This window comes from Fictibacillus nanhaiensis (genome assembly GCF_042686385.1).
Classification (GTDB): domain Bacteria; phylum Bacillota; class Bacilli; order Bacillales; family Fictibacillaceae; genus Fictibacillus; species Fictibacillus nanhaiensis.
In genome coordinates, this window is sequence record NZ_JBHUPF010000006.1 from 1,891,369 (window position 1) to 1,906,563 (window position 15,195).

Sequence of the window (15,195 nt, forward strand, 5' to 3'; positions counted from 1 at the left end):
AAGTTTTTAACCTTATCAGGTGTCATTTTCGCCATATTGTCAAAAAAGTGGACCAATATAGTTTTAGGTATTACGATAAATAGCAAACATTTGTATTCTTTTTCTTTTTGCTGCTTGCGATGAATATTGGAGAAGCATAAAGTCATCTATAAATTAAAGCACAAAAAACGATCAGAAAACTTCTGATCGTTTTTTGTGCAAATAATAGTTTTATAATTTTTGAGAAACAGAGAACGTTCTGCCATGCTCGGCTTGTTCAACTGATTTTGTGGAAACTCCAACAAATACAGCCGTTATTGCAAGTGAAGCGATGATGATGCCTGCAGCGAATTTTTTCATTTTAGTGCCTCCTTTTTTTGTAAAGCGCGTTTTGCTTCGTAAGACTCTTTAAAATAATAACTAGCTTTATTGTGGTTCTCTTTGGTGAAGAAGACCTGTGCAAGTTCTCCAGCATAATCTTCTACGAAACCAAAGAGTTCGTGTTGTTTAAAATAGTCGTTTCCTTCTTTAACAATACGTTCAAGCTCATTAATATCTGTTGCCTGATTTAAGGCGTTCAGGATTTTGAAGTGATGAAGATATTCTTCATTCGCGAGCTCGATTCCTTTTTCATAGAAAGGTATTGCTTTTTCTTCGTTATTCAATCGATAATATTCTCGAGACAATAAGAAGTGGGTCTTATAAAAGGCTTCTTCTTCTTCAAATACCTCTAACAAATAGCGTACTGCCAGTTCGGACATGTTTTGTTCAGCATACAGATAACCTATGTTGTATTTGATCAGAGAAGTATATGACTGATCAATACGCTTTGCGAGATCAAGAGCACAGAGGAAATGTTCTTCTGCTTTTCCATATTGTTTCAATGATAGAGAAGCAAGTCCTAATATATTTTCACAACCGGATTGAAGCAGTTCAAAATCTTCTGCTTCAGATAATGTTTTCAAAGCTTCGTTTGCATAATCCAAAGCCGTGAGTGGTTGGCGGATGTGATAGTACAAAACGGCAGCTTTATGATAGAAATCTGCTCGCACGATTTCATCCGTCATGCTGTTCAATACGTTTAATAAGTTAAACGCTCGGATGAAACGTAATTCTGCTACTTCGTAATTCCCTTCAGCGGTTAATAGCATGCCGGTAATTAAGTTCATATAGTATCCAAAAATGTCTGTTCGATTCAAATGAACATCGTTTAAGGTATCGAGTATGGCATGAGCAGAAGCGAGTTCTTTCTTCAATATTAAGTAACGGCTGTTTAACAGTTGATAATACAACTGTGTAGTGGGGTCTTTGATCTGTGTGATCTCACTTTTAATCTCGTTATGTATGCTTTCGGATTGTTGTATGTGATTTGTCCGGATGGCTATATGCCACCGCTCGAGTGACTGTGTAAGGGGCTCTCTAGTTCCGACGTTCATGGAAAACTCCTTTCTATAAGACTTGTAATTTAAATCTAACATAAAATGGAAAAATAAAACTTGGGAAAATTAAATGCTAGAGGGTAGCATAATGTGACATGATTCTTATCAATTTTCCCAATAATCTGACACTGTGGAGGATATCTTATTGTTTCGATACTTGAATACGAGATTATGAGGGTGGAAGGACTATAACACCTTTTATTGAATTAAAGTTTATAAGGACAAATAGAATAGCAGGGGTGAGAAAGCTGTGTTTTTTAAAAAAACATCTCAATATGGAGAAAAACATCATGTTTGTTACTTGAATGGGAAAGTCACTTTTCAAGGTGTTTCCTTAAATGTTTATAGTTATCTCGTAGATGGTGTATTGATTGATACCGGTGCGCAGTCTTTACATAAGCATTTCAAACCCTTTATTGATTCAGCTGATTTTGATCAAGTATTTATTACTCATTTTCATGAAGACCATACAGGGTGTGCGAGTTATATCGAAAAAACAAAAAAAGTTCCCATTTATTTAGATGAAAAAACAATGGATTATTGCAGGAAACGGGCCAGCTATCCATTGTATAGACAGTTCTTCTGGGGAAGAAGAAAACCATTTCATGCAGAAAAAATGAAAACTGAACTTCAATCTAGAAACGCAATGTGGGATGCTATACCTACACCAGGTCATGCACTAGATCACCATGCATTTCTAAATCGAGAAACGGGTCAGTTGTTCACTGGTGATCTGTATGTAATGGAAAGGACGAAAGTGGTTCTCGAGGAAGAGAGTATTCCTACTATCATTCAATCATTAAAGCGGGTTCTAACGTATGATTTTCAGGATGTGTTTTGCAATCATGCTGGGTTTGTTCGAGATGGAAGGAAGGCACTTGAACGAAAACTTCAATACCTTCTAGGAATTCAGCATGAAGTATTAACTTTACAAAACCACGGTGATCCACCAGAAGTCATTTGTCAGAAGCTCTTTCCGAGAAAATTTCCGATTATCAAATTTTCAAGAGGTGAATGGGATTCTATTCATATTGTTCATTCAATCATAAACGAAAATCATGGTATACACACATAATTCATTTAGAAAAAGAGGTAAGGCAATGCCGACGAAACTAGAGAAAAAAATAACGATTCGTACCGTTCGTGTTGAGGATGCTGAAGCTGTTCTTCATATTCATCGTGAAGTGATTTCTGAACACGATTATTTTATTGCACTACCCACTGAATTTAAAAAGACGATAGAAGATCATCAAGAATGGGTATCAAACATTCTGAACAATGAACGAGAGACCATGCTTGTAGCAGAATACGAAAACAATGTAGTGGGATGGATTGTTTTTTTGTCACAAGAAAGAATGAGAATGCACCATATCGGTTCGTTTGCTATTATGTTACAAAAAGAATGGAGAAATAGAGGAATCGGGAAGTTAATGATTCAAGAACTATTATCTTGGGCTGAAAAGCATCCGGTCATTGAAAAGGTTACGTTAGGAACGTTTTCAACTAATACTAGAGCAATTGAATTGTATAAAAAACTAGGATTCATAGAGGAAGGGCGAAAAGTAAGAGAGTTCAAGTTTGGCAACCGCGAATATGTGGATGATGTGTTGATGTATAAGTTAGTTAAGTGATCGGACGATCCAAGAAATAGCGCAAAAACAGCTTTCGCAAACTTTACTTGTGGTGTTTTGCTGAACATGACTGGAGTAGAGCATGGTGAAACCATAAGAAGATTCACCACCTTCGATCCAACCGATATTAACTTGGTACGCATTAACTCTTAACGAATTTGAATAAAAATGCTGCTTCCTTTAGAACGATATGTTCTTTGGGAGCAGCTTTTCGTATTAAGTCTTTTCCTTCTGCCTCACATTCTTCTTAATCAACGTTGTCACGATAAATGCAACTCCCGCAATGATTGAAGCATACACCATCAATTCAGTCGTTGTTAAAGAGAAGATTTTCGCTAGTTCCACGGAGTAAGCAAAGATTGTAGAGGTGAACAGCTTCGATAGTGCTGCAATAATAAAGAACCGTCGAAACGTAACCCCGCCAAGTCCTGCTCCAATACAAATGATTTCGTCCGGTAAAATTGGAATGATAAACATAATAGCTAAAAAGAGGACTTCATTTCTCTGTACATATGTTTGGTACTTTGTGAGGTGTTCTTCTTTTACAAACCTTGAAACAATGCGCTGTCCACCAAATCTTGCGATGAAATACATCACGATGATTCCAGCTAGTGTTCCGAGAAATCCTACGGAAATCGCTGTGAACGGTCCAAATACAGCACTAGCCGCAGCAACCGTTACGACTTCAGGCAGAGGCAAGATGATTGGCTGTGCGAAACAAATGGCTAAGTAGATGAATTTGGCAGCGGACTCATGTAACTTTAATAAGTTTTCAAATCCGTACATGTCTGTTAGCACTAACAGTTTTGTCACGTAAAAGATAGCAAACACGAACATGCTGACGGCAAAGAAATAGAGCGCGATCAGGCGAGTGATTTTTAAGGATTGCAGATTACTTTACATAAAAAGAGTAAGTCAAAAGTTACGATACCGATCGCAAGCCCGATGCCGATCAACTTAAAGATTGGCTGAATGGTCGGTAGCAGCATGATCAGGGTTACAAGGATTAATAACGTTAGTGTGATATGCAGCAAAAGTTCAAGTGTAAGTTGTTTTCTGGTAAAAGTGTCTGTCATAACTTATCTCCGTTCGTAATGTCTTTATAGTATTAGTTTAGACATAAAATGAAGACGCAGACAGTTTCTCCAGTTGTAATTTGAATAAGACTTGAGATGTATTAAAGTGTAAAACAGCATTATGAAAGCGAGTGAAAGAGCGTCATTCATTGGCTTTTTCTTTTGGCAAAGAATGAAAAGGATTGTAAATTTTACATATCGTTTATTGTTGAGACTTCACCACTTCATCACATTATAGTAAAATAAAGTTTCCCGATTCTTGAAGAGCAGGTGAATTATGTATAAGCTGGAAGATAAGTATTATGACAACGATAGAGGTTATATTTACATACCAATTCGCTGGAGAGAAGAGTTTGCGATTAGCAATGGATCAATCGTAGGCATTGATTGTGAAGATGATGTCATTATCATAGATAAAAATATGACGAGGGAATTTACTCAGAAAATCAGTAAAAGAGGTGCATTAACGATTCCTTTGGAACTGAGACAAAAGTTGAAACATAAAATTTATAGCATATACATCGTACATGCTGAAGAGAAAGTGATTTTGGCGGTTTAATAATAAAAATAGGCTTTTTCTGTAACCTTAGGTGCTCTTGGAAGTGGTAGAAGAGTCTTTTGATAATGTCAAAAAAGTGTATTTCGTTTGGAGGAATAAATGTTGCTAGACGAAAGGATTCAAACGTTAAAAGATCAAATGCATAAAGCATGGTCCATCAAGACAAGCTCCAAATGGACGAAAGAGAATCCAGCTAGAGGACAATGCGGGGTAACAGCGCTTGTGGTTCAAGATCTGCTAAATGGAGATATTGTAAAAACACCACTAACAGAAGGGTGGCATTTCTACAATGTTATTGAGGGAAGTAGATATGATTTTACAGATTCACAGTTTGAATCGCCCATTCACTATGAAAATCTCCCATCCACCAGGGAAGAAGCCTTCAGTGATACGAATACCTTACAATACAATCATTTAAAACAAAGTCTCAGTGCTTTGATAAAAAAGGATGGCAGCCCAACTCAAGGGTAGTGCCTCTTTTTTTATGGAAAGATTTTATATTAAAGGAAAGTATTGTAAGTGTAGGGATGAAAAGAAAGACGTGAACTTGATTCTATAACGAACTGGAAACATGCACTTTATGGCAAACGGTTAATGAGGATCCGGGCATAACCACTCTAATTGTTATGTTGCATTTATTGCAATTGGTTTATGCTTTGCGCATCAACTTATCAAGATCGATGAACCTTATTATTCAGATCGTAATGCAGAAATGTTGGAAGTCAGTGAATGAAAATCAATCACTGGCTTTTTTAAATTTCGTATTCAACATCAAATATGGAGGCTGGACCGTTAATTAGAAGATTTGTAATTTGCTCTGCCATGTACTCTGAAGCATACATCATATCGTTTTGCAGCCACCAAATGATTACACCAAGTATAGCTGAAGATAAGTAACTGATAAGAATTCCTTTAGGTACTTCCTTTTTTTGAGAAAGGTTCAGATTTTCATACTCTGCTGTAAATTTGTTAAAGAAAAATTGCGTCAATTGTTGAGTGAAGTTCGGTGTGTCATGACTCGAAAGCATGGTTTTAAAAAATGTTTTTTCTGAACGTATCGCATCAAACACATGAATAAGCATCTGTTTCAGTTCTTCAAGATTCAGTTTGTTATCACGAAGATGAAAAGATGGCTGGATAAGTTCTGAGAGCTTAGCAAGAGCTTGATCTGTCAATTGATCGAGTAAATCGTATTTATCTTTGTAATGAAGATAAAAGGTACCTCTGCCAATCGTTGCTGTACCTGCGATATCTTGAACCGTTATCGAAGTAAATCCCTTTTGACTGATTAGTTCTAGGAAAGCATCCTTAATTAACTTCTTTGTTCTTATAACACGAAGATCATGTTTTTCGGACATGCTCGATCCCTCCTCATCTAAAATGTATCACATTGTTAGACAGAATGTTTAATAAAATCCAATGAACAAATAGCTTCATATTGTCCAAAATTATATAAAAGTGTTACAAATGAACTTCATTTGTACTGTATCATACACTCCAACATTAATTGAACATTGAGTAAAACTATATTATCTCCTATTATTTCCTTAAACAAACTGTTTGATAATGGACAGTTTGTTCAGTTTTAATAAATGGAGGAATAAAAGATGAGTAAAGGATTCAGCTTTTTAGCGAAAAAAATTACGCAAAGCCCCAAAAAGATTATTGTCCTTTTATTACTTTTCACATTGGTAATTGGGTTTGGTGTGACGAAAGTTCAAGTTGATCTTGGACAGGGGACGATGATTTCTCATAAGGATCCCATCTATAAAGCTACAGAAGAATATCATGATGAATTTGGTAGCGATACCCTGTTCATCCTGCTTTCAGGTAAGCAAGGTGATTTGTTATCACCAGATAATCTCTCAGCCATTAACAAGCTTCAGAATGAATTAGTGAAGAAGAAGGAAATTCAATCTGCATTCAGCTATTACAACTTAATTGAAAACGGGACAGATCAAGCAACAAAAATACAGATGAACATGAAAAATCAGCTGCAAGAGGCGGTTGAAAAAGCCGTTCAGGAAGCTGCAGCAAGTGGTGCAACTCCTGCACAGCTACAAGATGCAGCTCAGAAAGCGCAAATTGCATTTATGAAGAAGGTAACCGAACAGTCAGGAGCAGATCTCACCTCCTTACAAGCAGCAGGAGCACCATCTCTTCAAAATGAGAAGTTTGTAAAAGGGCTTGTATTAGACAAAGACGGAAATGTAAACGAAATGTTCAAAACGTTTATGCCCCAAAACGGAAAGCACGCCTTAATTGTCATGAAAGTAAAAGGGGGAATTCCTTATAACGAACTCTCTGATTTAACAGAAGAAGTAAGTAACATGACGAAAGAAGCAGGATTCTCGAATCTCGATACGAAGATATCCGGAACACCAAAGATTTATGGAGCAATCTACAATAGCATGATGAAAGATATGTCAATCATGCTTGGCCTTTCACTCGTGTTGATGGCAGCCATTCTCTTTATCGTTTTTCCTGTTAAATGGAGACTATTAGCGCTTCCGGTCGTGCTTTTGTCTTTATTCTGGACGATTGGAATCATGGGCTACATTGGTGTTCCGATGAGTATGGTAACTATGGCGATTATGCCGATTTTGATTGGCCTTGGGACGGATTTTGCCATCCAATTTCACAACCGTTATGACGAGGAATTAAAAGCTGGTAAGCCTGTAAAAGAATCTATTCTGCAATCCATTAAAAAAATGGGTCCCGCTGTCGGAATTGCTGTGTTTGCGATGACGCTTGGATTCATAACATTACTCATTTCAAAAGTCCCAATGATTCAGCATTTCGGAATTATGCTTTCTGTAGGTGTTATCGTTTCCTACATCGTTAGCTTGTTGTTGATGTATGCCGTATTCATGTTGCGTGATCGGGTAGTTACACAACAAACCGTTTCAACTCCAAGTAAAATGGAAGGTTTCATGGAAAGAATAGCTACATTAACAGTGAAGAAACCTCTACTTCTTTTAGCAATGGGTGTGCTGCTCTCAGCTGGTGGATTTTATATAGACCACTCACTTAAGATTGAAACGAATATTGAAAAATTGATGCCACAAGAAGCCCCAGAGTTAAAAGAGTTGAATGAACTACGTAAGATTATTGGTTCGACTAACGAAATATCTTTTATTCTTAAATCCGATGATGTAACCGATCCAAGAGTGGTTAAATGGATCGCAGATTATGAGGAACAACAGCGGAAAACTCATCCGGAAATTGAGACAACAACAAGTATCGCATCCATTATGAAACAAGCAAACAAGGGGGAAGTCCCAGAAACAAAAGCTAAGATTGAAAGCATTTTGGCACAAGTCCCAGATGAATTAAAAAGCAATATTTTATCAAAAGATAAAGAATCTGCAGCTGTTTCTTTTACGATTGGAAATATCGGCATGAAGGAGCAAGCGGATCTGCTGAATCAGATCGAGAAAGAGATCAATCCTCCATCTGGAGTGGAAATGAAGCCAGCAGGCTCAAATGTCATTAACATCAAATCAGTGGGATCGATGACTGAAAACCGTCACTTATCTGCAGGTATTGGAGTAATGGCAATTATCGCTGGACTCTTAATGGCTTACCGAAGATGGAAAATGGCGATGTATCCGGTTTTGCCGATTGTGCTTGTTGTAGGTTGGTCTTCTCTTATGATGTTCTTGTTAGATATTGAAATTAATCCATTAACAGCTGTACTTGGGTCACTTGTCCTTGGAATTGGAAGTGAATTTACCATTCTTATCATGGAACGCTATCAGGAAGAGCTTGAGAACGGTCTATCACGTGACGAAGCGCTAATCAAATCGATTTCTAAAATAGGAAGGGCGATTACGGCATCGGGCTTAACGGTTATGGCAGGGTTTAGTACACTTATCTTTTCTGAATTTGTGATGCTGCGATCCTTCGGAATCACGACCGTGTTTGATACTTTCTTATGTCTAATCAGCTCATTGTTCATTCTTCCTGCGATAATAATTTTGATTGATAAACGTAAGAGCGGGTCTGAAATGACAAAATAAGTAAAGGGTGTGGGTGAAGAAACGAATCTTCACCCGCTTAACTTATTAATAAACGAAATATTTTGAAAATTATTAGCGAAATATGTAGATGTGTGATTTATTAAATGGTAAAATATTACTATATAGTATGAATTTTGGGGAAATTTGTACTATGGAGGGTTTAGGTTATTGGGGAATTAAAAATTATTTTAGGAGGTTATGAATGAAGCGAAGAATTGTGCACGAGAAAGTGGAAAAGTATTTAATTACGAATAGGACCATTGCTATTCATCCATTTATTAATCAATGGGGAAGGGTTTGCGCAGAAATTTATGAAGAAGATGCCGTCTTCCTTGTTGAGAAGAAACCTTTTCGAATTATCAAAGATTCTTGTCCTTATTATGGAAGTACATATGATGGAAAGAAAGATGCAGCACAGATTATATTAGGGAGGATGTGTTTTCCTCCTATCATGATTGACACGAAACTTGATATATTCTTCTTTCCCACGAAATCACCACGAAAAGACTCCTGTATCTGGCTCTCACAGCCACACATCGATGATATTGAATCCATTGACCGTAAAAAAGTTAGAGTGCTTTTCTTAAACGGAATGGATCTACCTATTGAAAGTACCTCTCGTGCCCTTAAAGCAAAACTCCATCGAGCAGCTCATTATAGAAATGTACTAATTAATCGAACAAATCGAAGTCTAGAAAAGGATAGAGAAAAAGATTTGAAGAACAGTGATTTGATCTTAACGTAAATAATTGTGAACGTGAGCGCCTGATGATGAATCTCAGGCGTTTTTGATATGCGAAAAAGTAAAAGTTACATATATTAGTATGTGGTCTTCTGTTAAAAACCTTCCTGAAAACCTTTATAAATACTGATGTCGAAAGAGTTTCGGCACACAATTCATATAATTATCACTATTTATCGGCTTTCAAATAATTTATAATTATCATATAATAAAGATATTAAAGACTTAAATGTTAGCAATACTAGTTGATATGGTTTTCATGGACAGGAAAAGCTGTAACCAATTGTCTCTTCTTATATGTGAGACGATGGCTTTTTTCTGTAAATTTTAGGTGAAAAGGTTGATAATGATGAGCAACAGAGAAACGAACACAGACGTCCTTTTAATTGGCGCTGGAATCATGAGTGCTACATTAGGAACGATCTTAAAAGAAATAGCTCCAGAAATGAAAATTAAGGTATTTGAAAAACTTGATAAAGCAGGAGAGGAAAGTTCTAATGAGTGGAACAATGCGGGAACTGGGCATGCTGCACTTTGTGAACTAAATTACACATCGGAAAAACCAGATGGATCGATCGATATCTCGAAAGCCATAGAAATCAATGAACAGTTTCAAGTATCGATGCAGTTCTGGTCTTACCTTGTTGAACAAAAGTTGATTCGTAATCCAGAAGATTTCATCATGCCATTGCCACATATGAGTATGGTTCAAGGAGAAAGCAATGTTCAGTTTTTAAAGAAACGTATGGAAGCGCTAACAGAGAATCCTCTTTTTAAAGGGATGGAATTCTCAGATTCTCCAGAGAAATTGATGGAATGGATTCCGTTAATTATGGAAGGCCGTTCTTTAGATGAGAGCATCGCTGCTACCAAGATTGATTCAGGAACAGATGTTAATTTTGGTTCACTCACTCGTATGTTATTTAGTCATCTGCAGAACAAGAATGTAGATGTTAAATACAAACACAGCGTGGAAAACTTAAAGCGTATGAGTGATGGCTCTTGGGAACTGAAAGTCAAAAATCTAAATTCAGGATCTGTTGAAAGACACACAGCTAAGTTTGTTTTTATAGGTGGTGGAGGGGGAAGTCTTCATCTTCTCCAAAAATCTGGTATCCCTGAAGGAAAACATATCGGCGGATTTCCAGTGAGTGGTATATTCATGGTCTGTAAGAATCCAGAAGTGATTGAGCAGCAGCACGCAAAAGTATATGGAAAAGCTAAAGTCGGTGCACCACCAATGTCTGTTCCACACTTGGATACACGCTATATCGACAACAAGAAATCGTTGTTGTTTGGACCGTTTGCGGGATTCTCACCAAAATTCTTAAAAACAGGATCTATGCTTGACTTAGTTACTTCTGTAAAACCTAACAACGTATTAACGATGCTAGCTGCGGGTGCTAAAGAAATGTCACTAACGAAATACTTGATTCAGCAAGTATTGTTGTCAAAAGAACAACGAATGGAAGAACTAAGAGAGTTTATTCCAACTGCCAAGATTGAAGATTGGGATCTTGTCGTAGCTGGGCAACGTGTTCAGGTTATCAAAGATACCGAAACGGGTGGAAAAGGAACCCTTCAGTTCGGTACAGAAGTAATTACTTCCGCTGATGGTTCGATTGCGGCCCTACTTGGTGCATCTCCTGGAGCGTCAACTGCTGTTCACGTTATGCTTGAAGTGTTGAACAAATGCTTCCCGCAAGAAATCAGAAAATGGGAGCCAAAGATCAAAGAGATGATCCCTTCTTATGGCCAGCGATTGATGAACAATCCTGAACTGTTGAAGAAGATACATGATTTAACAGCCCGTACTTTAAAACTTGATGCAAAAGAACCTACGTTAGCGGATTTTTCGGAAATAGAACCTACAGTTTTACATGAAAAGATTTAGATTTGCTATTAAAAGAGCCTTAATTAAAGGCTCTTTTTGCTTTTTTTGTTTTTTATGAAGGAGTTTTTGACCTTTATCAGAAAAGTTTAATATGACTACATATAGACTAGGAGTTTTAAAGATGAATACGGTTAAACATAATAGCAAGGCTTGGGATAAGAAAGTAGAAGATGGTGTGAGCTATACAAGGCCAGTATCAAAAGAAATTATTGAAAAAAGTAAATTAGGTGATTGGCGTATTACCGTTACAACTGAAAAGCCCGTTCCTAGAAGTTGGTTTCCGAAGTCATTACATGGCGTTAAGGTTCTTTGCCTTGCTTCAGGAGGCGGTCAACAAGGTCCAGTTCTAGCCGCGACTGGTGCAGACGTTACAGTTGTAGATATATCCCAAAAACAGTTAGAAAATGATCAGATGGTGGCAGAAACAAATCATTTAAGTCTAAGAGTCATACAAGGAGATATGTGTGATCTTTCTATGTTTGATGAAGGGGAGTTCGACTTAATTGTTCATCCTGTTTCAAATGTATTTGTTGAAGACATTTCTCCTGTTTGGAGAGAAGCGTCACGTGTATTAAAAGACCGAGGTGTACTTATATCAGGTTTTACAAATCCATTATTATTTATATTTGATGATGAAGAAGACCAAAAGGGAAATCTAGTGGTAAGTAACAGCATTCCTTATTCAACTCTTGATTCTATGACACAAAAAGAGAAGTCTGACTATCTTAAAGCTGATGAGACGATAGAATTCGGCCACACATTAGAGAACCAAATACAAGGGCAGATTGATGCGGGTTTTGTGATTACTGGATTATATGAAGATGACTTTGGTGGAAGAAGACCGATCGATTCCTTTATTAAAAGTTTTGTAGCCACACGTGCGGTTAAAATGAAACTAGATTAAAGAGGTGAGAGCTAGCTTAGAAGTATATTCAACTAAGCTAGTTTTTTTCATTCCATACTCCTATCCTCCTAATGTGGATGAATCCCACTCTTCTCGAAGAATGCCCATCCTGATCGAGTCATAATATACTCCATTGTAATAACGACACTTTCTCATTCTCCCTTCCATTTTCATGCCGAGTTTTTCACCAACCTTAATCATCCGCTCATTCCCTGACCATGTTGTGTAACCAACCCGAACAAGTGGAAGGGTGTTAAACAAGTGGTTGATCCATAAGATAGAGGCCCTTGTGCCATATCCTCCGCTCCAATAATTAGGATTGTAGATGCCGATTCCCATCTCTAACCAATGGGATGGCTCGTGCTCCCAATAATAACTCACGGTTCCAATTAACTCACCAGCCACTTCTATCGCCCACCGTTGATCATGATCAACATAGTGATCTTTGTTCCACATAAATTCTTCAATAGGAATTTGTTTGTGCTCAAAATATGGAGCATCCCATAGTTTCCATTCTGGTTCCTTCTCTTTATAGATGAGTTCCCAAAGCTTGGGGAGATCTGGTTCTATAATCGGTCTAATGCATAACTCGTTATCGTGATGTGACATGACATTCCTCCGTTTTTTTGAACATTTACTTTTTATTTTATGATACCATTATTTGTAAAGGGAATTTATTATTAATTTGGGGGATTTATGAAACTTAAAATCATACACACGAACGATCTTCACAGTCATTTTGATAACTTTGCAAAAGCTGTAACACTCATTCATCAACATAAAGACGAAAACACTTTATTGGTGGATGCAGGTGATTTTGCAGATTTCAAGAGTATCGAACTTCAAGGAACGAAAGGAATCGCAGCGGTGGAGCTCCTCGATGCTGCTGGTTATGATTTAATAACGATCGGCAACAACGAGATGTTTAATGGGGCAGACACGTTGGAACATATGGCTACAAAAAGTAAAGTTCCGTTTATCAGCAACAATCTTTTAAAGAAAGATAAAACGACGATTCCTGGTGTTCAATCAAGTGTAATCCTGAACAAGAATGGACTGCGTATTTTCGTAACTGGCGCATCCCCAGACTTAGGCGCTTTTAATGAGGGGCTAGGATTTTATGGAGAAAATTACATTATCGCTATTGCCGAAGAACTGGAGCGAAACCGCGGTAAATACGATCTGTGCATCCTACTGAACCATGTTGGAACGCTAGCGGATATAGATTTAGCAAAAGAGATCTCCTGCATAGATGTGATCGTTTCTGCACATGATCACGTTTTATATAAAGAAGCTCAGGTAGTCAATGATACGTTCATCGTAAGTGCCGGGAACTTTGGTGAACATATTGGTGTACTAGAACTTGAAATCAACAGTACGCACAAAACGCTTTTACAATCCGCTGTTTATAACACATTAGATTCGAAATCAGATGAAGAGATTCTTTCTATTCTTAAACGAAGCAAAGAAACGGCAATTGAGATCTTAGGAAAACCGTTATATAGAATGGATGAACCGTTATGGCACGATGTGATCAATGAAAATCCTCTCACAAATCTTATCGCAGATGGGTTAAAGGATATGCTGAGTACCGATATAGGCTTGATCAACAGTGGGATTGTTAACGCTGGAATCTTTTCTTACGTTTCTCATAAAAAATGTATCGAAATTTGCCCATCACCCCTCAACCCAACATCTTTTGAGATTCAAGGGAAGTACATATTTGAAGCTGTTCAACAATCACTTAATGTTCAACATTGCTTACAAGATGGAAGAGGACCAGGCTTCAGAGGGAAGTATATAGGTGGTCTGCATTTATCAGGCGCAGAAGTTGTTCATGATGGAACGAGAGTCGTTGAAATGAGAATAGGCGATGAACCGTTAGATGAAGAAAGATGGTATTCGGTTGCTTCTTCAGATTATCTCCAACGAGGTTCAGGTTATCCATCGCTTGCCCACAATCGGAACGAGTTTTACCGGCCAGAAGAGATTAAAGAAGTAATTGAAATTTATGCTGAGAAAAAAGAGTTTGTAAGTAGCGCTTTTAATACCAGATTTACTGAACTACAGAAGATTAAGGGGTGACCATAACATGGAATGGGTTACATTTTGTATGGCTGCGACAGCCTTCATTATTGTGTTTCAAGAACAGAAAAGCGAAAGAAACTTGAAAAGCGACTTCAACAGTTAGAAGATCAGCAAAAATAAATGCCAAAGTGACTTAGGGGGATTGTTGTCATGGAAAGATGTGTGTATTTTGAAGATACCTTTTTCTCGTCAGGTAAAACTGATATTTATAATGCAGAGCATCAGAAACAAGGTGTCCTTGATCTAAGAAGCGCATTTTCTTCAGGTGTGAGTATTGAAGATGAATCTGGAAGAGTAATCATTGAAGGGAATTTTCCTTTCTTATCGGGAAAATGGGTGGTTAAGCAATCAGACGGCAGGGAACTCGGTGTTGTAAAATCATCGTTTGCGTTCTTTTCTAAAAAATATCATTACATAACGAATGTGCAAAATTATGAAATTGAAGCTCCTGCTTTTTCAAAAGAGTATACCGTTTTTGATGAGAACAAGGAGGAAGTAGCGACGTTTAAAAAAGTGAATGGATTTTTTCAAGCTTCTGCTTATGAGTTAAAACACACTTCAGATTGCTTATTAACAGAAGAGCTAATTGCTGTTGTAATGGGAGTAAATGCGATCGAAAAACGAAACCGATCTTCCGCTGGAGCTGGTGCAGGAGGCTCTGGCGGCTGAACTTACTAATAAAAGAAGCTTTTACTTAACGTTTTGAAAACATTGAGTAAAAGCTTCTTTTTTATTTGAGTGATGTCCATTTGAGGTGGGCATTGTAATTGAATGTGCGCACGACACATACAAGAGGGGATATATTAGCCATATATCCACGGTAATTCAAAATAATATCACGCTAAATTGCAATATATTCAC

General features: G+C 37.4%; 16 protein-coding genes. 10 read left to right on the plus strand and 6 right to left on the minus strand.

Translation table 11 applies throughout. From position 1 onward, the window contains the following. Nucleotides 1-210 precede the first annotated feature (210 nt). Nucleotides 211-339 carry a hypothetical protein gene (locus ACFS5O_RS13390; protein ID WP_318300222.1) on the minus strand — a complete coding sequence of 43 codons (129 nt, stop codon included), beginning with the start codon at nt 337-339 and terminating at the stop codon, nt 211-213. Then, on the minus strand, nt 336-1,415 hold the full coding sequence (locus tag ACFS5O_RS13395) for a response regulator aspartate phosphatase (RefSeq protein ID WP_205726431.1): 1,080 nt from the start codon (nt 1,413-1,415) through the stop codon (nt 336-338). The genes ACFS5O_RS13390 and ACFS5O_RS13395 overlap by 4 nt, the downstream gene beginning before the upstream one ends. Nucleotides 1,416-1,668: 253 nt before the next feature. Between ACFS5O_RS13395 and ACFS5O_RS13400 the strand changes: the two genes are divergently transcribed. Then, the gene (locus tag ACFS5O_RS13400) at nt 1,669-2,493 is read left to right on the plus strand and encodes an MBL fold metallo-hydrolase (protein WP_205726430.1); all 825 of its coding nucleotides are present in this window, start codon (nt 1,669-1,671) and stop codon (nt 2,491-2,493) included. A gap of 25 nt (nt 2,494-2,518) precedes the next feature. Next, nucleotides 2,519-3,049 carry a GNAT family N-acetyltransferase gene (locus ACFS5O_RS13405; protein WP_205726429.1) on the plus strand — a complete coding sequence of 177 codons (531 nt, stop codon included), beginning with the start codon at nt 2,519-2,521 and terminating at the stop codon, nt 3,047-3,049. Between the two features lie 216 nt (nt 3,050-3,265). On the opposite strand, the gene ACFS5O_RS13410 is transcribed toward ACFS5O_RS13405, so the two are convergent. Then, nucleotides 3,266-3,835 carry a TVP38/TMEM64 family protein gene (locus ACFS5O_RS13410; RefSeq protein WP_318300221.1) on the minus strand — a complete coding sequence of 190 codons (570 nt, stop codon included), beginning with the start codon at nt 3,833-3,835 and terminating at the stop codon, nt 3,266-3,268. 92 nt (nt 3,836-3,927) lie between these two features. Beyond that, complete coding sequence (locus tag ACFS5O_RS13415; RefSeq protein ID WP_205726427.1) at nt 3,928-4,125, minus strand: hypothetical protein; 198 nt, start codon at nt 4,123-4,125, stop codon at nt 3,928-3,930. 277 nt (nt 4,126-4,402) lie between these two features. Here ACFS5O_RS13415 and ACFS5O_RS13420 point away from each other — a divergent pair, with 277 nt between their 5' ends. Beyond that, complete coding sequence (locus tag ACFS5O_RS13420) at nt 4,403-4,684, plus strand: hypothetical protein (RefSeq protein WP_205726426.1); 282 nt, start codon at nt 4,403-4,405, stop codon at nt 4,682-4,684. 99 nt (nt 4,685-4,783) lie between these two features. After that, nucleotides 4,784-5,155, plus strand: a complete 372-nt coding sequence (locus ACFS5O_RS13425) for a YunG family protein (protein WP_205726425.1) — start codon at nt 4,784-4,786, stop codon at nt 5,153-5,155. 281 nt (nt 5,156-5,436) lie between these two features. Here the strand turns inward: ACFS5O_RS13425 and ACFS5O_RS13430 are convergent, their stop codons facing one another. Continuing rightward, nucleotides 5,437-6,042, minus strand: coding sequence for a TetR/AcrR family transcriptional regulator (locus ACFS5O_RS13430; RefSeq protein WP_205726424.1), 606 nt, complete (start codon nt 6,040-6,042; stop codon nt 5,437-5,439). Between the two features lie 249 nt (nt 6,043-6,291). On the opposite strand from ACFS5O_RS13430, the gene ACFS5O_RS13435 reads away from it, so the two are divergent. The 4 genes from ACFS5O_RS13435 (at nt 6,292) to ACFS5O_RS13450 (ending at nt 12,246) form a co-directional block, all read left to right on the plus strand. Then, nucleotides 6,292-8,706 carry an efflux RND transporter permease subunit gene (locus ACFS5O_RS13435; RefSeq protein WP_205726423.1) on the plus strand — a complete coding sequence of 805 codons (2,415 nt, stop codon included), beginning with the start codon at nt 6,292-6,294 and terminating at the stop codon, nt 8,704-8,706. Nucleotides 8,707-8,908: 202 nt separating this feature from the next. After that, a complete protein-coding gene (locus tag ACFS5O_RS13440) occupies nt 8,909-9,451 on the plus strand; it encodes a competence protein ComK (protein ID WP_205726422.1) in 543 nt (180 codons plus the stop codon). Between the two features lie 346 nt (nt 9,452-9,797). Next, the gene (locus ACFS5O_RS13445) at nt 9,798-11,342 is read left to right on the plus strand and encodes a malate:quinone oxidoreductase (RefSeq protein WP_205726421.1); all 1,545 of its coding nucleotides are present in this window, start codon (nt 9,798-9,800) and stop codon (nt 11,340-11,342) included. A gap of 121 nt (nt 11,343-11,463) precedes the next feature. Further along, nucleotides 11,464-12,246: a class I SAM-dependent methyltransferase gene (locus ACFS5O_RS13450; RefSeq protein WP_205726420.1), complete on the plus strand. Its 783-nt coding sequence runs from the start codon at nt 11,464-11,466 to the stop codon at nt 12,244-12,246. A gap of 60 nt (nt 12,247-12,306) precedes the next feature. On the opposite strand, the gene ACFS5O_RS13455 is transcribed toward ACFS5O_RS13450, so the two are convergent. Continuing rightward, nucleotides 12,307-12,855, minus strand: a complete 549-nt coding sequence (locus ACFS5O_RS13455; protein ID WP_205726419.1) for a GNAT family N-acetyltransferase — start codon at nt 12,853-12,855, stop codon at nt 12,307-12,309. An 87-nt stretch (nt 12,856-12,942) separates the two neighbouring features. On the opposite strand from ACFS5O_RS13455, the gene ACFS5O_RS13460 reads away from it, so the two are divergent. Next, the gene (locus tag ACFS5O_RS13460; protein WP_205726418.1) at nt 12,943-14,331 is read left to right on the plus strand and encodes a bifunctional metallophosphatase/5'-nucleotidase; all 1,389 of its coding nucleotides are present in this window, start codon (nt 12,943-12,945) and stop codon (nt 14,329-14,331) included. Nucleotides 14,332-14,484: 153 nt separating this feature from the next. Then, nucleotides 14,485-15,003 (plus strand): LURP-one-related family protein, encoded by a 519-nt coding sequence (locus tag ACFS5O_RS13465; protein ID WP_205726417.1) that lies wholly within the window; start codon nt 14,485-14,487, stop codon nt 15,001-15,003. Nucleotides 15,004-15,195 lie beyond the last annotated feature (192 nt).